The sequence below is a fragment of the Allopontixanthobacter confluentis genome (assembly GCF_009827615.1).
In the GTDB taxonomy this organism is placed as follows: Bacteria; Pseudomonadota; Alphaproteobacteria; order Sphingomonadales; family Sphingomonadaceae; genus Allopontixanthobacter; species Allopontixanthobacter confluentis.
In genome coordinates this window covers 519,102-539,403 of the sequence record NZ_WTYU01000002.1, presented here as the reverse complement: position 1 = coordinate 539,403, position 20,302 = coordinate 519,102, and the positions used below count along the sequence as shown (strand labels likewise).

The following is a 20,302-nucleotide window of genomic DNA, read 5'->3' as shown; positions in this document are numbered from 1 at the left end:
ATCAGACTGATTCGTTCCGATTTCACCTAAGGAGCCACCTGGCCGGTTTCAACGGCAAACCCCTTGTTGCGAGTCGTTAGCAGGCGCTGGGCAGGGTCATGTCGGCGGATATGTCGTGCCTGTCAGGGCTTCCGCCACCAAATGGCTGCACCAGCCCATACCCGGCGGGGGCCAGTGTATCGGTTGCGACAGAGCGGCTTTCGTGCTTCAGCAGCTTTGGCGTGCGGCCCGTGTAATGGCGGATATCGTTGATCAAATGCGCCTGATCATAATAGGCATCTGCCACCTGCCGCCGCATTTCATCAGGCAGATCGGGCAGCGAAAGCAGCGTGGCCGCACGAATGGCGCGGAACCGTTTGAGCAGGCGCGAGGGGGGCTGGCCGAAATACCGTCTGGTCAGGCGCTGCACCTGCCGCGGGGACAGAGCCAGCATCTCATATAAATCTTCGACAGGCGGGTTGAAATCGCTGTTCAGCCATTCAACCACACGGGCAATCACGGTTTCATGGCCATTTTCGATCGGCCTGATCCCGCTGCGCACAATCTGTGCCATCTGCGCGCAAGCCCCGGCGGGATCTATTTCGCCCTCACTGACAGACTGGCTGAGCTTCATAACCTGCTGCGCCAGCTCTGCTGGCAGGACCTGATCGGCCCGCAGCACCTGATTGGCACATTGGTCCACCGGAATGCCGCCCAGTGCCGCCCAGCCCAAAGCGTTCAGCGATACGCCGATGGCAAGGCCAGGGCCGTGCATTTTAAACGGTGCGGCCTGTTGCAGCGGCGTGGTGAAAAATGCCGCGCAGGAATGTGCCACGCGTCCGTCGGCAAAGCGCATTTCTGCCTGCCCCATGGGCATGATGAAGAACTGCGCCGAATAGGCAGGAAGAATATCTTCCAGCACATCTTCGTCTGTGCGGAAAATGAAGAGCGTGTTGATACAAGGCGCAAGATCAGCCGGAAACCCGACAAATTCGAAAGTAAACCGGCGGTCTTCTTTCATCTCGTCCTCCTGCGTCGCGCGCCCCTTCAGCGCGCCCTTTCCTTACGCCTTTTCCCTGCGGTGCTGCGCTCTACATCACCCTGCAGCGTCCGATGCGCCGGATTGGTCGGCAATCCACGCGTCGACATTTTCTTCCATGATCGAAAGCGGCACCGGCCCTGTTTTCAGGATGACATCGTGGAAAGCGCGAATATCGAACCGGTCGCCCAGCCTGCTCTGTGCGCGTGACCGCAATTCCATGATTTTCAGCTTGCCGATCATATAGGCCGTCGCCTGGCCGGGATAGACGATGTAGCGTTCGATGGCCTTGCGGATGTCCCCTTCGGGATTGGGCGTGTTGACCGTCAGATATTGGATCGCCTTTTCGCGGCTCCATCGTTTGTCATGGATGCCAGTGTCCACCACCAACCGGCAGGCGCGCCACAATTCCATGCCCAGCCGGCCAAAGTCTGAATAGGGATCCTTGTAGAAGCCCATATCCTTGCCCAGTTCCTCGGAATAAAGCCCCCAGCCTTCGGAATAGGCAGTAACGCCGCCAAACCTGCGGAATGGCGGAACATCACCCAGCGCCGTCTGGATGGACCGCTGCAGATGATGGCCAGGCAACCCTTCGTGATAGGCCAGCGCTTCCAGCTCGTTCTTCGACATGTCCCGCAGATTATACAGGTTCACATAATAGGTGCCGGGCCGCGAACCATCTGGCGCGGGGCTTTGATAAAATGCCTTACCCGCGCTTTTTTCGCGGAATGCTTCCACTGGCTTTACCGTCAGCGGATCAGCCGGAAGGGTGGCGAAATATTCCGGCAGGCGGGCCTGCATCGCGTTCAGCTTGGTATCGACATCGGCCAGATACGCTTCCCGCGTGTCGTAGAAAAATTCTTCCCCGTCGCGGGTATGTTTGAAGAAATCCTGCAGGCTGCCGGTAAAGCCCACTTGCCGCATGATGCGTTCCATCTCGCCATGGATGCGGGCCACTTCGCCAAGGCCGATGTCATGAATTTCATCCGCACTGAGCGCGGTGGTGGTGTAATTGCCGAGCAAAGCGTTGTAATAGGCGCCGCCTTCGGGAAACCGCCAGATGCCATCAGCTGTGCCGGCAATGGCCTGCTGCCGCTTCATTTCATCCAGCAGGCGCGCATAGGCCGGGCGCGCGCCCGTGTTCCAGGCGGCCACTGCCTCTGCCTTCAGGCCGGTGCGGCTTGGTTCAGCCAGGTCGATTGCGTCCACCTTGGCGGCAAAATCTGCCAGAATGGCGTTTTGATCGCCAGCAGAGAGCAGGTTTTCAATAACGGAAATGACGTAATCATACACCCAGCGCGGCGGCATCACGCCGTCATCTGCGCGGGTACGTGATGTTTGCGTCAGCGTGTCGAGCGACTGGCCCAGCGTGCCGATCCGGGTGACATAGGCAGCTGCCTGTTCCTGATTCTTGACCGAATGAATATTGATCAGGAAAGCCGGAAGGCCGGATTGCGCGCCGTTCATCTGGTCAAATTCATAGCCATATTTGCGGAACGGGAATGTCGCCGCGCTGCGCTTGGCCATGGCATTAAACAAGCGGTAGGAAAGGGCATCCTGCGCTGAAAGATCAGCCAGAACGAAATCCTGATGCATTTTAGCGGCAGTTGCTTGCAGCAGGTTCTGGCTGGCGATGGCATTTGCGTCGGAAAAATCGCCCCAGCGGGCATAATCATCGTCACGAATGCCGCGATACGCCTTGGATTGGGGCGAAAGCGCAAGCTGCGCTGCGTCATAATCCGCAAATAGCTGGGCCAGCTGCGCGTTTTGGGCTGTGGCCGGTGCCGGAGCAAGTGCGGCCGCTGAACTTGCACTCGAAATTTCAGCGGTTTGCGGCGCACAGGCGCTGGTGGAAAGGGCAAGTATTGCGGCGGTCGCAAGACCGGAAGCACGAAGGATCATCATTTTCTCCACCCGAATATTATTGGGCAAACTAGGCGGAAAGAATGCGCTTTGGCTAGAGCATGCGGCCAAACTTTGCAGATTTTGCCGCGAATCTCGTCAGGATTGGACGATTCGCAGCAGCGTGGAAAAGGCTGGCAGGCCAGCGCAACAACCGCTGGCCGCACCAAGATGTAGCTGGATTCAGGACAAAAAAAGGAGCGGCCCTTCGTGAAGGAACCGCTCCTGAAGTCGAGGAACTCGTTACATTGCTGCATCGAGCCCTTCGGGTCGCATCAGCCTCTTACACCGGTTCCCCCTGGTTTTTATTGTATGTAAACGACAATCTTGGTGCAGCATCCTGTCCCTGCGACCTATTTATCTTCACCCTTGTTGCGCGATCTGCGCCCGGAATAGTCGACAGGGGCAGGCCATTTGGGCATAGCGCCAGACCATGGTTTTCTCCCTGATACGCCCGGCATTGTTTATTCTTGACCCCGAAAAGGCCCACCGGCTGACGATTGCGGGGCTGGAATGCAGCCCGTTCAAATCGCCCCCGCGGGCTGGCCCCCTGGCCGTGGATGTGGCCGGGCTGTCCTTTCCCAATCCGCTGGGCATGGCGGCGGGTTTCGACAAGGATGCCCAGGTGCCCGATGCGCTGCTGGGCCTCGGGTTCGGATTTACCGAAGTGGGGTCGATCACTCCGCTGCCACAGGCAGGAAACCCCAAACCGCGCATTTTCCGGCTGGTGGAGGATGAGGCGGTGATCAACCGCATGGGCTTCAACAACAGCGGTGGAAAAGTGGCGGCGCGCCGGTTGGCGGAACGGCGCAAGGTCAGAAGCGGGGGAATTGTCGGCGTCAACATCGGGGCCAATAAGGATTCTGCCGACCGCATTGATGATTATGCCCAGCTGACGCGGCTGATGGCGCCGCTGGCAAGCTATCTGGCAGTCAATATCTCCAGCCCCAACACGCCGGGCCTGCGCGCCTTGCAGGATGAAGGCGCGCTGGTTTCCCTGCTGGACGCAGTGCTGGAAGCACGCGGCGCCGCACAGGTGCCGGTTTTCCTCAAAGTGGCGCCGGATCTTGAACCTGCCGACATAGACGCCATTGCCCGCATCGCGGTGGACAAGAAGCTGGGCGCGCTGATTGTTTCCAACACCACCATTTCTCGCCCTGCCCTCAAATCCCCTCACCGTGATGAAGCAGGCGGCCTGTCCGGCGCGCCGTTGCGCGGGCTGGCGCAGCAGCGCATTCGCGATTTCCGGCAGGCAACCGGCGGCGAGATGCCCTTGGTGGGCGTAGGCGGTATTGCCTCGGCACAAGATGCCTGGGCGCGGATCAGGGCAGGAGCCACGCTGGTCCAGCTATACAGCGCGATGATCTATCACGGCCCCGGTCTGGCGCGGCAGATCACCAGGGGTCTGGAACGATTGATGCGGCGCGATGGATTTTCCAGCATTGCCGAGGCGGTCGGGAGTGAATAGCAGTAGCGGCATGACAATGCGTTTCACCCGCCTCGCCCCGCTTGTTGCCACCAGCCTGCTGCTATCAGCCTGTGCGACCACTGGCGAGATTGCCCGGCCCGCAGGAACAGAAGCAGCGGCACCCGCCCTTCAGGCGCCAACCGGTCTGGTCAGCGCGGCCGACCCGCGCGCCGCTGATGCGGGCGCGCAAATGTTGCGGCAGGGCGGCAGTTCGACCGATGCAGCCATTGCCACCATGCTGGCACTGACGGTGGTGGAACCGCAAAGTTCAGGCATTGGCGGCGGCGGGTTCTTCGTGCGAGGCACGGCTGATGGCCAGGTCAGCACCATAGATGGCCGCGAAACCGCGCCTGCCGCTGCCGGGCCGGACTGGTTTCTGGCGGATGATGGCACCGCAAAATCCTATGGTGATGTGGTCATGACCGGCCTGAGCATAGGGGTGCCGGGCAATATTCGCCTGGCTGAACAGGCGCACCGGCAATATGGCAGACTGGCATGGGCCAGCCTGTTCGCCCCGGCAATCAAGCTGGCAGAAGACGGTTTTGCCGTATCGCCGCGGTTCAACGAATTTCTGGTCAAATACCAGCCACGCGCCGCCGCCAGTGCCGAGGGGCGGGCGCTGTTCTACACCGATGCAGGCGACGCAAAGCCGGTTGGCACCATTATCCGCAACCCCGACCTTGCCGCCACATTGAAACGCATTGCCGCTGGCGGGCCGGACTGGTTCTACACCAATGAAGCAGGCGCAGAAATAGCCGCCCGCATCCGCCGTGCCACGCCCCGCGATGCCGGAATGACCGCGCAGGATCTGGCATCCTATGAAGCCAAGCCGCGCGATGCGGTATGCGGTGAATATCGCGCCTACCGCATCTGCGGCATGGGCCCGCCATCATCGGGCGCGACCACGGTCATCGCCATTTTGAAACAGCTGGAACCGTTCGACCTGAATGGGCTGGGCGTAAATTCGCCGGTCAGCTGGCATGTGTTCGCCGAATCCCAGCGCCTCGCCTATGCCGACCGCGAACGCTATCTGGCGGACCCTGATTTCATCACTGTGCCGGTCCAGTGGCTGTTGCAGCCCGATTATCTGGCTGGCCGCGCACGATTGATTTCTACCAGCGCCACCATGCAAAAGGTCGAGGCGGGTGTCGCGCCTGCGCTGGCAATCGCCCCGCCGGATGGCACCGAGCCGCCGGAAAACGGCACGTCGCATTTCGTCGCGCTTGACCGCGAAGGCACTGCCGTCAGCTATACTTCCACCATCGAAGGGCCGTTTGGATCCGGCCTGATGATGGGGGGTTTTTATCTCAATAATGAACTGACCGATTTTAGCCTGGCCCCGGTGGTGGACGGGCAAATGGTGGCCAACCGCGTGGAAAGCGGCAAACGCCCGCGCAGTTCCATGGCGCCAACGGTCGTTTATGCGCCGGATGGGCAGTTGATCTATATTCTGGGCGCAGCAGGCGGCGGGACCATCCCTGTGCAGGTGGCCAAGACGCTGATTGGCCTGATTGATTTTCGCTTGCCGCTGGCTGATGCGCTGGCCCTGCCGCAGCTTTATTCACCCGGCGATACGGTCGTGATCGAACAGGGTTCGATGCTGGAAAGCATGACAGCCGCGCTGACTGCGCTGGGCCACAGCCAGGTTATGGCGCGCGAATTGCCGCTTAAGACCAACGCTGCAGAACGCACCGCGACCGGCTGGGTCGGCGCGGCCGATCCGCGCAGCGAAGGGGCATCGGTGCCGCAATGAGATGGCTTGCCGCTACGGTTGCGGCGGCCTAGATAAATGACGAACCGCAAGATCGACAAATGATAGCGGGTGCAGGAGCGGATATTGCAGCTTTCCGATTTTGATTCGGCGAATAACCTCGTCGAGCTTTTTCTGTCCCGTGCGCAGGAACGGGGCGACAAGCCGTTTCTGGCCGCAAAAAAGGACGGCCACTGGCAGACAATCAGCTGGCGCGAAGCGGCAGACATGGTCTGCCTGCTGGCGGAAAACCTGCGCGGGCTGGGCCTGGATGAAGGCGACCGGGTTGCGCTGGTGTCGGAAAACCGGCCCGAATGGTGCATTGCCGATCTCGCCATCATGGCGGCTGGCTGCGTGTCTGTGCCGACCTACATCACCAATACCGAACGCGACCACCAGCATATTCTGGACAATTCCGGCGCCCGCGCGGTGATTGTTTCCAACGTAAAACTGTCGCAGCCGCTGATCCCTGCCATGATGCGGTCCGGCGTGCCGGAACATATCATCGCGATTGACGCTATCGCGCAATATCAGTCAGGCGCGCTGACATGCCACCAATGGTCCAGCATGATGGAAGGGGATGCCGCCGCCGCCCGCGCCGCAGTGGACAAGCGCATTGCCGCCATTGGCCGGTCAGACACAGCCTGCATCATTTACACCAGCGGCACTGGTGGCGCGCCGCGCGGGGTGATGCAGCATCACGGTTCCATCCTGTGCAATGTGGCGGGCGCTGCGGAAATTCTGGCGGATGATTTTGGTTGGGGGGAAGAACGCTTCCTCAGCTTCCTGCCACTGAGCCATGCCTATGAACATTCCGGCGGGCAATATCTGCCGATCGGCATGGGCGCGGAAATCTATTATTCCGAAGGGCTGGAAAAACTGGCCAGCAATATCGAGGAAGTGCAGCCGACCATCATGGTGGTGGTGCCGCGCTTGTTCGAAGTGCTGCGCACGCGCATCATGAAACAGGTGTCGAAACAGGGCAAACTGGCCAATTACATGATGGACCGCGCCCTTTCGATTGGCGAAATCAGGGCGGGCGGCAAAATGCGCCTGCGCGACCGGCCCATGGAATTCCTCATCGACAAGGCGCTGCGGCCCAAGATCCGCCAGCGGTTCGGCGGGCGGATGAAAGCGATGGTGTCGGGCGGCGCGCCGCTTAACCCCGAAGTGGGCATTTTCTTTGAATCCATGGGCCTCACCATGCTGCAGGGCTACGGCCAGACAGAGGCTGGACCCGTCATCAGCTGCAACCGCCCTGCCGCTGGCATTGCCATGGAAACCGTCGGCCCGCCCATGCGCGGCGTGGAAATAAAAATCGCCGAAGATGGCGAGATTCTGTGCCGCGGCGAGCTGGTGATGCATGGCTATTGGCAGAACAAGGCGGAAACCGCCCGCGCGCTGCAAAATGGCTGGCTGCATACAGGGGATATCGGGCACATCGACAGCCGCGGCAGGATCGTGATTACCGACCGCAAGAAAGACATGATCGTGAATGACAAGGGCGACAATGTTGCCCCGCAAAAGATTGAAGGAATGCTGACCCTGCAACCCGAAATTGCCCAGGCCATGGTTTCAGGGGACAAGCGCCCTTACGTGGTCGGCCTGATTGTTCCCGATGCGGAATGGCAGGTGGAATGGTGCCGCGAGCAGGGCAAGAAATTCGATTGCCAGCAATTGCAGGAACTCCCTGAATTCCGCAGCGCCATCCGCGCCGCGGTGGACCGGGTGAACAAGGAACTGTCAGTGGTGGAAAAAGTCCGGCAGTTCACCTTTGCCGACGAACCGTTTTCAATCGAGAACGAAGAAATGACACCCAGCCTGAAAATCCGCCGGCACAAGATCAGGGAACGCTATGGTGACCGGCTGGATGCACTCTATCGCAGCTAGGCAGGCTCGCCGCGGGCCATGTCGCGGCGGATTTTCACCAGTTCCAGTTCCAGACCCTCGGACGCGCGTTTCAGGCTGACCAATTGTTCGAACAGGTCAAGCGGGCTGCATGTCAGCGGGCCGCAATGTTCGCGCACACCGTTTCTGAACTGGCTCCATTCCATTTTCAGGCGCCGGCCCTTGGCCGAAAAGCGCCCGTTCATGACCGGCCCCCGCATGGCGGACATTTGCCGCCAGATCGACAAGGCCTTGATGGTTGCAGCATTATTTGCCTGAGCATCATTTTCCTGACCGGTCCGGTCTGAAACCAGCCCTTCGAGCGCCAACAGCCGCTTTTGCGGGCATTCGTCAAATGCGCCTTGGGGCAACGCCAGACCTGCATCAGATGCCTGTTCGAGACACTGGATTATGGCGGCATCGGTGCTGGAATACATGCCAATCATGGCGCCGCGCCAGATTGTGCCCAGAACAAGAATATCACCCTGCTGTTCAAGTCCGAACGCGTGGGCTGGCGTGGCAATGGCCATGCCGGATATGTGGAGCAGGGTCGTTAATTTCGCGTCTACACAATCCGCAAATTCACCCTCAGGCGGCTATTTCTTCGACCCAGTCAGGATAGAAGGCTGGCTGACGGTCAGACCATCCCGGCGCGGTTGCGGCAGCTTCGCTCAGGGATTTGAGCAGATCGCGCCGCCTTTCGGGCCGGATTTGTGGCAATGCTGACGCGGCGCAAAATGCGCTGGGCAGCCAGGGGCGCACATCTGCGCCAAGCAGGCGCTCATAAAGAAACCGATACGCAGAAAAGCTGGTCAGCCTTTCTTGTGCCAGGTCAAAAGCGGTGACGCGCATCAGCTTGCCCATGAACGGGTCCAGATCGTCAAACCCGATTTCGCTCGGCATCCGGCAGCGCAGCGCCTTCAAATCCTGATAGATGACATATTGGCTGCGGATGGAGGCGTTTTCCGCCGCATCGCGTGCCCACAGTTTGAACGCATCATGGCGGCCCAACCCCACATCGAGGCTGCGTTTGATATACCGCTGTTCGCAAGCATCAAAGCTGGCAAATTCCCGCATTTCGGCAATGGTCATCGAAGCAGTGCTGGTGGTCGACATGGTCGTTTGTCCCCTGTTGCAAGGAGAACATCGCCCAAGATGGTTAATTTCCGGTAACCAGAATGCTCCAAATCAGAGGTGCCTTAAATCAGCGAGGCTTTAAATCAGGCCGGCAAGCGGGCTGCTGGGGTCGGCATATTTACGGGTTGCCATCCGGCCTGCCAGATAGGCATGGCGGCCTGCTTCAACGGCCAGCTTCATGGCCTTGGCCATACGGATCGGGTCTTTCGCCTCGGCAATGGCGGTGTTCATCAGCACCCCGTCACAGCCCAGTTCCATGGCCACCGCGGCATCAGATGCAGTGCCGACACCGGCATCGACCAGCACGGGCACGCTCGCCCCTTCCACAATCAGGCGGATCATCACGCGGTTCTGGATGCCAAGGCCGGAGCCGATGGGCGCGCCCAGCGGCATGATGGCCACCGCACCCACCTCTTCCAGCTGTTTGGCAGCGATGGGATCATCAGCGCAATACACCATCGGCAGGAAGCCTTCCTTGGCCAGCACTTCGGTGGCGCGCAGCGTTTCGCGCATGTTGGGATAGAGCGTGCGCGCTTCGCCCAGCACTTCCAGCTTCACCAAGTCCCAGCCGCCAGCTTCGCGCGCCAGACGCAGCGTGCGAATGGCATCTTCAGCAGTGAAACAGCCTGCCGTGTTGGGCAGATAGGTTGTTGTCTTGGGATCGATGTAATCCGTCAGCATGGGCGCCTTGGGATCAGAAACATTGACCCGGCGCACAGCAACAGTGACGATTTGGGCGCCGCTGGCCTCCAGCGCCGCGGCATTCTGTGCGAAATCCTTGTATTTGCCGGTTCCGACAATCAGCCGCGAGGTGAACTTGCGGCCAGCCACTTCCCAGCTATCGTCTGCTGGTGGCTGATGATCGCCCCCGCCGACGAAATGCACGATTTCAAGAGCATCACCGTCTGAAAGAGCGGCGCCTTCCAGGGTTGAGCGCGGCACAATGTCGCCATTGCGCTCCACTGCCACCTTGGCCGGATCAAGTTCCAGCTCGCGCACGAGTGCCGCGATGGTGGTGACCTGGGTACGGCGGGTTTCGCCGTTAACGGTAAGGGTAAGGTGGGCGCTCATACCCCGCCAGATAGCGTTCAATGCGCGTGGCGCAAGTTGAGTATGTGACCCAGCGTGACCAGAGCGACGCCGATAATGGTGAGAACGGCTTCTTCCACGCCATGCTGAACGGCCAGCGCGCCGCCCATGAAACTGAGCCCGGTCATGGCCACCACAAAAGGGGCCGCGCGCCGGTGCCGCAATGCGCCCCAGCCAATCGCGACTGCGGCAATCAATGTCGCCAGCAGCAGGCCAATGCGGTGAATTTCAGGCGAAAGCAGCAAGTGGCCGCCCGCGCCAAGGGCCGACAGGAAAAGGATGCTGGCAATGCAATGCAAGGCGCACAGCCCCGACAGCAGAATGCCCGCACGGTCCAGACGGGCGCGAATCGAGAGAAGTCCCTGGCGCATCAGAGCCTCCATGTATGTGACGTTGTAACATTGCGCAAGGGCGCAACAAAAGTTTTGTGGTGCAATTTGCGCAACCAATCATGCGCGCTTCGCAACCTGATTGCCCTTGCGCTTTTTCAGGCTGCATCGCAGTAGGGGCGCATGGTCGCAGCAATCGGAAACGTAGATCATTCCCCGCCCGGCTTGGCCGCTGATAGCGAAAAGGCTGATGGCCGCCCGCTTCTTCTGGCGCGGTGGCTGTGGTGTGTGGCGGTACTGGTGTTCATCATGGTGGTGGTGGGCGGCATAACGCGGCTGACCGAATCAGGCCTGTCGATTACCGAATGGAAGCCAATTACAGGCGCCTTGCCGCCGCTGACGCAGGCCGAATGGCAGGCTCAGTTCGATGCTTACAAGCAAATCCCTGAATATACGCAGGTCAACGGGCCAGCGGGCATGGTCTTGGCTGATTACAAGTTTATCTTCTTCTGGGAATGGTTCCACCGCCTGCTGGGCCGCATCATCGGCATGGCATTTTTCCTGCCGCTGGCATGGTTCTGGATCAGGCGGCAGATACCGCAGGGCTATAAACTGCGGCTGGTGGCGCTGCTGGCGCTGGGCGCGCTGCAGGGTGCATTCGGCTGGTTCATGGTCCGCTCCGGCCTGTCAGGCGAGATGACCGATGTGAGCCATTTCTGGCTGTCGATCCATCTTTTGACTGCGCTGTTCACGCTTGCCGGCCTGATCTGGACTGCGCTTGATCTGACACGGCTGGGCACGCTGGGTTCAGCGCGGCCGGCGCGGCTGACCGGGGTGACGGTGCTGGCCGGATCGATCCTGTTCATACAATTGCTGCTGGGCGCATGGGTCGCGGGCCTCAATGCGGGCCTTGCGTCCGACAGCTGGCCCTTGATGCAAGGCCGTTTCGTGCCCGATTATGATGGCGCGCGCGGGTTTTTCTACGCAGCCACACATGATCCCTTCCTCCTGCACTTCCTGCATCGGTGGTGGGCGTGGGTGGCGGTGGCGGCGCTGATTGTGCTGGCGCGCAAGGTCAAACCGTTCGAGCGGCGGGCGTCCGTGGCCATCCACAGCACCTTTGGCATCCAGATCTTGCTCGGCATTGCCACGGTTTTGTCCGGTGTCGAATTGTGGCTGGGCGTCGCCCATCAGGCGGTCGGCGCATTGCTGGTGTCGGCCACCGCGTGGGGCGCCCATGTTCTGGGGCGGCGCAAGTGACCGGCCCGCTCGACCGGCGGCAATCCATGGCCTGGCTGGCAGGCGCAGCCCTGGTACCGCTGCTGGCTACCACTCGCCCTGCCCGCGCCCGGCCTGCCAGCGCGCGGCAAGCGGCAAACGCTTTTAATCCCCCCTCCACCCCCATGCGATTGACGCGGGAATTGTCCCGCGAGCTTGGTGATGGCGCGCATATTGTCGTGCAGCGCATCTGGCAGGTGCAATTCACCGATCAGGATGCGGGCTTTTCCCTTGAAGGCGAGCAAGTGGGCGTCGATGTTTCCGCTCCGCAAAGCCTGGGCATGCTCGCCGCGATCGAGCGTGGCCGGACAGAAAACGCCATGTTCCCGATCGCGCTGGACCAATATGGCCTCATCACCGCAGAACAGGCAGACGGCGCGCCCGCCCAAATTGATCAGGCGATATTGCAGGCCCGCCGGCAGATTGATGCGGCAAGGCTGTCAGATGCCAAGCAAGCAGATGCCAGACAGTTTCTGGCCTATCTGCAGCAATCTGCCGCGCAGCTTGCCAGCCAGTTGCCGGAAGACCTCTTCAATCCGGCGCAGTCCAGTTGGCAGCAACGCCGCGAGATTGATCTGCCGCATGGTCAAAGCGGGTCAGTCATCGTCACGTTCAGCGCCGCCACCGATCCTGCGGCGCACCTGATGCAACGGGCACAGCGCTGCATCGTCACACAAATTGGCGACGCCAGCCGCACGTCTTGCGAGAACTGGTCCCTGCTGTCCGCCTGAAACACGCGGGCATTGCGCTGACGGTATTATTTTACCTCCACCAAGATGCGCGGATTTGCTTGACTTAGGCTGCATAAACGAACAAATCGCGCCATCTTTGCGGAACCCATTTCGGGGATTCGCGAAAAACTATCCGGCCCTGTCATGATGGGGCCTGCAATTTTTCAGGAATGGAACCAAGCCATGAAGGCGCTCACCAAGAGCACCCGGTCGATCAAACCGGCCGAGGTTGAAAAAAACTGGCATCTGATCGATGCTGAAGGTCTGGTCGTTGGCCGCCTTGCCACCATCGTAGCAAACCTGCTGCGCGGCAAGCACAAGCCCAGCTTCACCCCGCATGTCGATTGCGGCGATCATGTCATCATCATCAATGCCGACAAGGTGAAGTTCACCGGCAACAAGATGACCGGCAAGATCTATTACAAGCACACCGGCCACCCTGGCGGGATCAAGGAAACCACACCGGCAAAGGTGCTGGAAGGCCGTTTCCCCGAGCGGGTTATGGAAAAGGCTGTGCAGCGCATGATTCCGCGCGGGCCACTTGGCCGTGCGCAGATGAAGGCACTCCACCTCTATAACGGCACCGAACATCCGCATGACGGGCAGCAGCCCACCGTGATGGACGTCGCGTCGCTGAACCGCAAGAACAAGGCTGCTTCGTAATGGCTGACGAAAACAACACCGTCTCCGATCTCGCCGATCTGAAGACCATCGCTGGTGACACTCCCGATGCGGATGCCGCTGCAATTGCAACTGCCCAGGTGCCTTCCACGCCGCTGCGTGAGCAGGAACTGGACGCGCAGGGCCGCGCCTATGCCACTGGCCGTCGTAAAGACGCCAAGGCTCGCGTGTGGATCAAGCCCGGCAAGGGCAAGATCACCGTCAATGGCCGCGATCAGGAAGTGTATTTCGCACGTCCAACGCTGCGTCTGGTGATCAACCAGCCTTTCAGCATTGCTGACCGTCTGGAACAGTATGATGTGATCTGCACCGTCAAGGGTGGCGGTCTTTCCGGCCAGGCTGGCGCGGTAAAGCACGGCATCGCCCAGGCACTTTCCAAGTTCGAACCGCAATTGCGTGCGACCATGAAGGTTGCCGGCTTCCTGACCCGCGACAGCCGCGTGGTGGAACGTAAGAAGTATGGCCGTGCGAAGGCACGTCGTAGCTTCCAGTTCTCGAAGCGTTAAGCGTTACAGACAATCGCTACAAAAAAGGCGGTCCGGAAACGGGCCGCCTTTTTCTTTGTTTGCCAGGGGTTTTTAACTGTCAGGCATCAGTCTTTCACACTGGCGGATCAGTGCGCGGCACCTGGTTGACCGGCGCGACGGGTTCGCCAGCACTGCGCGGCGGGGTTGCATCTTCGGGCACCTCGTCAATCATCATGTCTTCGCTCGCCACATGCTGCAGATTGCGCACTTCCACGCGCACATCCCCGCCCACAATCGTCAGTTCGTTAAAACTGGGCGGGGTTGATCTGATTCGCTGTGACAGCGTGCCTGCACCAATCATGCGGACCATGCCATTTTCAGTTTCCTGCATGATATCGAATGCATCATGCACATGGCCCGTCAGCACGGCGGCCACGTTGCGCTTGGCCAGTTCCGCCAGCGCCCGTGTTCCGCCCCGCGTAAGCGCAGTGCCATGGGTGCCCACCTCCACCAGCGGATGATGGGCGGCAATCAGCACCTGACGGCCCGGCGGCAGGGCATCGATAGCGCGAAGCGTTTTTTCCAGCGCCGCATCGGTCACCCAGCCCTTCGACCAGTTCATCCGCCATTGCGCGCGTGCGGTGGTCTTCAGCGAAATGATCGCGTGGCCTGGCAGGTCCAGTTCACGCTCCACCATGGCTTCCATGCCCTTGAATCGCTTGTACGGGGTAAAAAACCGTTCCACCGGGTTGAAATAGGGCAAATCATGGTTGCCGACTTCCACTGTAACCGGTGCTTCCAGCGAACAGATCCATTCCCGCGCTGCGGCAAATTCGCGGTGCCTTGCACGCATGGTCAGATCGCCGGTGATCATCACGGCGTCAGGTTTGCGGCGTGATACTTCCGCCGCGACCCAGTCCAGCGCGCGGTTATCCTCGAGGCCAAAATGAATATCGCTCAGGTGAAATAATAGAGTGCTGTCAGCCATTCACCGGCCCAAGCAGATCGACTTGGAGCGGGGCAAGCAAAAACGTGATTTCCGCCCCGCCTGTATGCCGTTCGCCATCAACCATGAGCGGTATCGGCTGATTTTCGGCCGACCGCAGCACCGCTTTTTCGGCCACGCCCAGATCATCGTGCGGGCCTTCGCGAAAATTGCGCTTCAAAATGGCGATGCCCTGTTCGACAAATTCCGACAAGCCATCGGGGCCATATCCTTCGATACGCATGGTGTGCGCTTCCACAATCAGACGCAGCCCGCCATACCCTTCATCCTTGCCGCGCTGCGGATCGGCCAGCACAACATTGGGGCCGGTATCGCCAATTCCGCTGGCATCAATGGCCTTGGCCAGCGTTTGACCGATGTTGTATTCACGCATTTCCTCGCGCACGTCGGCCCATAATGCGCCGGGGCCAGCCAGTATCTCACACAAGGCCACATGATTTTCCCCGCGGAGGCAAAATTCACGCCGGCGCACCAACTCGCCAGACGTGAAACTGCGCAGAATGGCCAATGTATCGCAATCGGGAAACAGACGGTGGCACAAAAGGTTGGAGGTGCCGCCGGGCAAGGGAAGAATGGCGCCGTCCCACCCTTCCAGCCGGGTGATTGCCGCATTCAGCGTGCCATCCCCGCCGTGCAGCACCACATGGGTCACGCCCTCGCGTTCTGCCATGGCGGCATCAGGCAATTCATCCTGCTTGCAATCCACCACCCGTTTGGCCGGATAACCGCCATCTGCCAATGCGCCCGTAATGGTTTCCACCATTTCCGGATCGTGACTGCCGCTGGCGCTGTTGATGACCAGCCATGTTGTCGAATTTGGTTCCATACAGCCTAAGCGCGGCAAGGCGGCTGGTTGTTCCCGAACCCCGCCAAATACGCGGCGCACAAGCCCGTTGCGGCGCAAATCAAGGTCAGATGCGACGCGTCAGGATCAACCAGGCAGCAACAGCATTGAGCGCAGTATAGCCAAGATAGGCCCACACCAGCGACGGCCAGCCATTGGCCGCCAACAACATGGACGCCAGCAAAACCACGAATTCGGTGACCATGGTCACGCGCCCGCCCAGCATGTGCACAAACCACGGCATCTGGCCAAGCAAGGGGTGCCTGCTTTCCAGCACGGCGCGGTGGAGGGCGAAATTGCCGATTCCCAGCATGAAGATGACAATCAGCACCATGGGCACATCATGCACTGCCCTTCGTCGATTGCCAAACAGCATTCGACCGCGGTTTTACAGCATTCATCTGCCGACTACATCCGTGGTCGGAAGAATGCGCGCCGCTGTCGAAGTCTGGCTGAAGTGATCGCGAAAGCCGCCTACTCCAATGTTTGTGAAGGCCGCCCGCCCCCCTCTTGGTGGTCTCGCAATTGGAGGAGAAGATTATGAAACATGCAATGATTGCTCTTGCCGCCCTTGGCGCAACCGTCACCGCTGGCACAGCCGCACCGGCATTCGCGAACACTGAACAAAAGCAGACGATTCATGTCGAATATGCCGATCTCAACCTTGCCACCGCTGCTGGCCAGAAAACGCTCAACCAGCGGATTATCAAGGCCGCCCGCGAAGTTTGCGGAATGGACCGTGCTGTCACTGGCACCCGCGTGCCAACTCGCGATGTACTGCAGTGCTTCCACACGGCCAAAGCGCAGGCTGAAAAGCAGTTTGCAGCCATCCTGACCGATCAGCGCCTCGGCGGTTGATTTGCCCGTCAGCCGTCTTGACCCGGGCCGGACCAGTCCCCTGGCCCGGGTCAAACCCCTGCTACCGTTCGCTTCCAAGGGATACGGTGTGAAACACCAAAAAAAGCCGCCCGTCAGGCGGCCTTCTTATTTCCGGTTATGTCACCTGTGGTTACACTGGTCCCGAATTCTTCGGGACGATCAACGCCCGGCCATGGCCTTGACCTTGGGCAGATAGGTCCTGCCGATACGCAGCGCCTCGCCATCATCCAGTTCGACCGACCACACACCCAGCCCATCATGGCGCAGGCCATGAATATGTTCGCGCCGCAGGATAGTGGAGCGGTGGATGCGAATGAATTCCGCAGGATCGAGCCGTTTTTCCAGCCCGGCGATGGTTTGCAGCAGCAGATAATTGCGATCTGCCACATGCAGCCGCACATAATCACGTTCGGCATCGATACGCGAAACCTGTGCAATCTCTATTCGCAGCAATTCCGACCGGTGCGGCACCCATAATTCGGTCAGCCATTCGCTGGCGGCAGCCACCGCTTCACCGCGCCGCGCCATGGCCCGTTCAATGGCCCGGCCCAGCCGGTCGGGCGCGACCGGTTTCAGCACATAATCAACCGCGTCCAGATCAAACGCCTCGACCGCAAAATGATCATGCGCAGTGACGAAAATGACCGCCGGACGCTGTTCCAGCCGCGCCAGTTTGCGTGCCACGGCCAGCCCGTCCATTTCGGGCATGGTCATATCCAGCAGCACCAGATCGGGCTTCAGTGCTTCCACCAGTCGCAGCGCGCAGGCACCGTCGCTGGCGGTGCCAACAACAGCCAGATCCTTCAGTTTCGCGCAGATAACCTGCATCCGTTCCACTGCCAGCGGTTCATCATCAACGATCAGCGTGCGCAGCGGTTGGTCGCTTGTGTCTTCAGCCATGCTTCACCATCGGTATCCTCAATTCAGTCAGATATCCTGCCGCTGTTGACCCTGAAACAATCGTCGCATCCTTGCCGAAGCGCGCTTTCAGCCGGTCCCGCACATTGGCAAGGCCAATGCCGAAACCATGCTTGCTTTCCGCATTAGCGCCCGGCCCATTGTCGCTGACAGAAACCACCAGCCGGCCATATTCCTCACGCGCAGCCAGCGTAACGGTCACCGGAACCTTCGACGGGCCGATAGCATATTTCACCGAATTTTCGACCAGCGGCTGCATGATCATGCCGGGAATGCGCGCTTCTGCCAGATTGTCCGGCAGGTCGAACACCGGCCGCAGCCGATCAGGAAAACGGACCGCTTCAATATCAAGGTAATGACGCTGCAGTGCAAATTCATCCGCCAGACATACATCCGAGGTTGGATCATCGGCCAGGCTGTGGCGGTAGAAATTGGAAATGGTCTGGATCATCGTTTCGGCGCGATCCACCTTGCCGGTGAGGACCAGTGCGGACAGCGAATTCAGGGCGTTGAACAGGAAATGCGGATTGACCTGATAGCGCAGCGAACGAAGTTCCGATGCCTTGGCTGCGCGGCGAAATTCGCCTTCGCGCCGTTCAGCAGCGCGGGCCTGCGCGCCTGCCAGCAGCGCCAGGTAAAGCGATGCCCATGCCAGCAGCAGGAAATAGCGGCCCAGCGCAATATCGGTCAACTGGCGCCACCTGTCGAGGCCGGTTGGCGCGCGCGCCAGCGTCACGGTGGCGGCCACCGTGGACTTGTCTGACTGGATATTCCGCTCTGGCGGGTTTTGCGGATCGTCCAATTCGCCCGGCAGGCCCGGCACATCGACCAGCACATTGCCGGCTTCATCCCGCCTGATCTTCACCCCCTGACGGGCACCGATCTTTTCAATCACTTTGGCTTCAATATCGGCAAATACCATCTGGTTTGCCTGCGCGATGAGGACCGCAGCCGGTAATGCGACGAGCAATGCGGCGACGATCTTGGCCCACAGCTGACGTTCGTCAAACAGGCGCAGCACCAGCCACATGACAAAAGTGACGACCACGCCGGCAAGACTGACCAGGCCGCGCCGCCACAGCAATTCATCCTGCATTTCCAGGCCGACGATGCTGCCGCGCAAAGTGGTAAGCAGGAAATAGCACAGCCACAGCCCGACCATCGACGCGAGGACAACGCGAAATGGCAAGCGTGCAGGGATAGTGGTGATGTCGGGCTCTGTCATAATGATGTCTGGTTCTACGCCACAACAGCGGCGCAGCGCCAGCGCTCCGGTCGAACAGGCAGCGCCTTTCGTCGAGCAGCAAAAAGGGCGGGACACGCCGAAAATGCGCGCCCCACCCCTATGTAATGCCCAGCTTTGCGTCGCGGCGTCAGGTGCCCGGCAGCAAATGTTCGCGGGCGATCTTGTCTTTCCAGAACGCCGGCGCCAGCGTGTGGACATTGTTGCCTTCGCTATCCACCGCGACAGTCACCGGCATATTGTCGACGGTGAATTCGTAAATTGCTTCCATGCCAAGGTCTTCAAATGCGACCACCTTGGCTTCCTTGATTGCGCGGCTGACCAGATAGGCTGCGCCGCCTGTGGCCATGAGATAGGCAACCTTGTTCTGGGCAATCGCCCGAACCGCGCCCTGCCCGCGTTCAGCCTTGCCAATCATCAGCAGCAGGCCAAGGTCCAGCATCATCTTGGTGAATTTGTCCATCCGCGTGGCCGTGGTCGGGCCGGCCGGACCCACTGCTTCACCCATGATCGGATCAACCGGACCGACATAATAGATCGCGCGGCCTTCGAAACTGACCGGCAGTTCCTCGCCCCTGGCCATCATGTCGGCAATGCGCTTGTGCGCCGCATCTCGCCCGGTCAGCATCTTGCCGCTGAGCAGCAGACGGTCACCATTTTTCCAGCTCCGCACTTCGTCAGGGGTGATGCTATCCAGATTGACCCGTTTTGCTTCGACATCGGGTTGCCAGTCCACGTCAGGCCATTCATCCAACTTGGGCGTTTCGAGGAATGTGGGGCCGGAACCATCCAGCGTGAAATGGGCATGGCGGGTGGCCGCGCAATTGGGAATCATCGCCACAGGCTTGCCCGCGGCATGGCACGGTGCATCGTAGATTTTCACGTCCAGCACGGTGGACAGGCCGCCCAGCCCCTGCGCGCCGATGCCCAGCGCATTAACGGCGTCGAAAATGTCGATCCGCAGCTGCTCGATATCGGTCTGTGCGCCGCGCTGCTTCAGCTGCGCCATGTCAATCGGGTCCATCAGGCTTTGCTTGGCCAGTTTCATGCAATGTTCGGCAGTGCCGCCAATGCCAATGCCCAGCATGCCGGGCGGGCACCAGCCAGCGCCCATCAAGGGCAGCATTTCCACCACCCAGTCGAGGATATTGTCGGACGGGTTCATCATCTTGAACTTCGACTTGTTCTCGCTGCCGCCGCCCTTGGCCGCCACATCGATGGAAACCGTATTGCCCGGCACCATTTCAACCGACAGGACACAGGGCGTATTGTCGCGCGTGTTCCGGCGGGTGAAGGCCGGGTCTGCCAGAATGGATGCGCGCAGCTTGTTTTCCGGATTGGTGTAGGCCTTGCGGACCCCGTCATCGACCACATCCTGCAGGCTGCGCGATGAGCCAAGGCGGCAGTCCTGCCCCCATTTGACGAACACATTGACGATGCCGGTGTCCTGGCAGATGGGCCGGTGGCCTTCAGCGCACATGCGGCTGTTGGTCAGGATTTGCGCGATGGCGTCTTTCGCGGCAGGCCCCTGCTCTGCGTCATAGGCAACGCCCAATGCGCGGATATAATCCATCGGGTGGTAATAGGAGATATATTGCAGCGCGTCGGCCACGCTTTCGATCAGGTCTTCCTCGCGGATCGTCACCATTTCGGCCATTGCCGTGTCGCCCTTCGC

20 protein-coding genes are annotated in these 20,302 nt (G+C 60.1%); 8 read left to right on the top strand and 12 right to left on the bottom strand.

Translation table 11 applies throughout. The features are described from left to right. Positions 1–76: 76 nt before the first annotated feature. Entirely contained in the window at positions 77–1,000 is a 924-nt protein-coding gene (locus GRI44_RS10915; RefSeq protein ID WP_160601813.1) for a helix-turn-helix domain-containing protein, read from the bottom strand. 75 nt (positions 1,001–1,075) lie between these two features. After that, positions 1,076–2,923 carry a DUF885 domain-containing protein gene (locus GRI44_RS10910; RefSeq protein ID WP_160601812.1) on the bottom strand — a complete coding sequence of 616 codons (1,848 nt, stop codon included), beginning with the start codon at positions 2,921–2,923 and terminating at the stop codon, positions 1,076–1,078. 430 nt (positions 2,924–3,353) lie between these two features. Here GRI44_RS10910 and GRI44_RS10905 point away from each other — a divergent pair, with 430 nt between their 5' ends. From GRI44_RS10905 to GRI44_RS10895, 3 genes are all read left to right on the top strand, one after another. Further along, on the top strand, positions 3,354–4,388 hold the full coding sequence (locus GRI44_RS10905) for a quinone-dependent dihydroorotate dehydrogenase (RefSeq protein ID WP_160601811.1): 1,035 nt from the start codon (positions 3,354–3,356) through the stop codon (positions 4,386–4,388). Between the two features lie 10 nt (positions 4,389–4,398). Continuing rightward, positions 4,399–6,141 carry a gamma-glutamyltransferase gene (gene ggt, locus GRI44_RS10900; protein ID WP_160601810.1) on the top strand — a complete coding sequence of 581 codons (1,743 nt, stop codon included), beginning with the start codon at positions 4,399–4,401 and terminating at the stop codon, positions 6,139–6,141. An 84-nt stretch (positions 6,142–6,225) separates the two neighbouring features. Beyond that, the gene (locus tag GRI44_RS10895) at positions 6,226–8,028 is read left to right on the top strand and encodes an AMP-dependent synthetase/ligase (RefSeq protein WP_202386323.1); all 1,803 of its coding nucleotides are present in this window, start codon (positions 6,226–6,228) and stop codon (positions 8,026–8,028) included. Here GRI44_RS10895 and GRI44_RS10890 read toward each other — a convergent pair. The 4 genes from GRI44_RS10890 to GRI44_RS10875 form a co-directional block, all read right to left on the bottom strand. Then, positions 8,025–8,555, bottom strand: a complete 531-nt coding sequence (locus GRI44_RS10890; RefSeq protein WP_160601809.1) for a hypothetical protein — start codon at positions 8,553–8,555, stop codon at positions 8,025–8,027. The two genes, GRI44_RS10895 and GRI44_RS10890, sit on opposite strands and share 4 nt — an antisense overlap. Before the next feature lie 58 nt (positions 8,556–8,613). Continuing rightward, on the bottom strand, positions 8,614–9,141 hold the full coding sequence (locus tag GRI44_RS10885; protein WP_160601808.1) for a hypothetical protein: 528 nt from the start codon (positions 9,139–9,141) through the stop codon (positions 8,614–8,616). Positions 9,142–9,240: 99 nt separating this feature from the next. Continuing rightward, positions 9,241–10,233, bottom strand: coding sequence for a sulfur carrier protein ThiS (gene thiS / locus GRI44_RS10880; RefSeq protein ID WP_160601807.1), 993 nt, complete (start codon positions 10,231–10,233; stop codon positions 9,241–9,243). 17 nt (positions 10,234–10,250) lie between these two features. Next, positions 10,251–10,622: a MerC domain-containing protein gene (locus GRI44_RS10875; RefSeq protein ID WP_160601806.1), complete on the bottom strand. Its 372-nt coding sequence runs from the start codon at positions 10,620–10,622 to the stop codon at positions 10,251–10,253. Between the two features lie 141 nt (positions 10,623–10,763). Between GRI44_RS10875 and GRI44_RS10870 the strand changes: the two genes are divergently transcribed. From GRI44_RS10870 to rpsI, 4 genes are all read left to right on the top strand, one after another. Continuing rightward, a complete protein-coding gene (locus GRI44_RS10870) occupies positions 10,764–11,840 on the top strand; it encodes a COX15/CtaA family protein (RefSeq protein ID WP_160601805.1) in 1,077 nt (358 codons plus the stop codon). Further along, a complete protein-coding gene (locus tag GRI44_RS10865) occupies positions 11,837–12,589 on the top strand; it encodes a hypothetical protein (protein WP_160601804.1) in 753 nt (250 codons plus the stop codon). Before GRI44_RS10870 ends, GRI44_RS10865 begins: the two co-directional genes overlap by 4 nt. A 183-nt stretch (positions 12,590–12,772) precedes the next feature. Continuing rightward, on the top strand, positions 12,773–13,252 hold the full coding sequence (rplM, locus tag GRI44_RS10860; protein ID WP_160602352.1) for a 50S ribosomal protein L13: 480 nt from the start codon (positions 12,773–12,775) through the stop codon (positions 13,250–13,252). After that, positions 13,252–13,776 (top strand): 30S ribosomal protein S9, encoded by a 525-nt coding sequence (gene rpsI, locus GRI44_RS10855; RefSeq protein WP_160601803.1) that lies wholly within the window; start codon positions 13,252–13,254, stop codon positions 13,774–13,776. The genes rplM and rpsI overlap by 1 nt, the downstream gene beginning before the upstream one ends. A 94-nt stretch (positions 13,777–13,870) precedes the next feature. Here the strand turns inward: rpsI and GRI44_RS10850 are convergent, their stop codons facing one another. From GRI44_RS10850 to GRI44_RS10840, 3 genes are all read right to left on the bottom strand, one after another. Next, entirely contained in the window at positions 13,871–14,725 is an 855-nt protein-coding gene (locus GRI44_RS10850; RefSeq protein WP_160601802.1) for a metallophosphoesterase family protein, read from the bottom strand. Next, positions 14,718–15,569, bottom strand: a complete 852-nt coding sequence (locus tag GRI44_RS10845) for a diacylglycerol kinase family protein (protein ID WP_160601801.1) — start codon at positions 15,567–15,569, stop codon at positions 14,718–14,720. Before GRI44_RS10845 ends, GRI44_RS10850 begins: the two co-directional genes overlap by 8 nt. Positions 15,570–15,654: 85 nt before the next feature. Beyond that, positions 15,655–15,936, bottom strand: coding sequence for a hypothetical protein (locus GRI44_RS10840; RefSeq protein ID WP_332872405.1), 282 nt, complete (start codon positions 15,934–15,936; stop codon positions 15,655–15,657). Positions 15,937–16,127: 191 nt separating this feature from the next. Between GRI44_RS10840 and GRI44_RS10835 the strand changes: the two genes are divergently transcribed. Further along, positions 16,128–16,445: a UrcA family protein gene (locus tag GRI44_RS10835; RefSeq protein ID WP_160601800.1), complete on the top strand. Its 318-nt coding sequence runs from the start codon at positions 16,128–16,130 to the stop codon at positions 16,443–16,445. Between the two features lie 180 nt (positions 16,446–16,625). Here the strand turns inward: GRI44_RS10835 and GRI44_RS10830 are convergent, their stop codons facing one another. From GRI44_RS10830 to GRI44_RS10820, 3 genes are all read right to left on the bottom strand, one after another. Further along, on the bottom strand, positions 16,626–17,366 hold the full coding sequence (locus GRI44_RS10830) for a LytR/AlgR family response regulator transcription factor (protein ID WP_160601799.1): 741 nt from the start codon (positions 17,364–17,366) through the stop codon (positions 16,626–16,628). Then, the gene (locus tag GRI44_RS10825) at positions 17,359–18,609 is read right to left on the bottom strand and encodes a sensor histidine kinase (protein ID WP_160601798.1); all 1,251 of its coding nucleotides are present in this window, start codon (positions 18,607–18,609) and stop codon (positions 17,359–17,361) included. Before GRI44_RS10825 ends, GRI44_RS10830 begins: the two co-directional genes overlap by 8 nt. Positions 18,610–18,757: 148 nt before the next feature. After that, positions 18,758–20,284, bottom strand: coding sequence for a fumarate hydratase (locus GRI44_RS10820; protein WP_160602350.1), 1,527 nt, complete (start codon positions 20,282–20,284; stop codon positions 18,758–18,760). Positions 20,285–20,302: the final 18 nt, after the last annotated feature.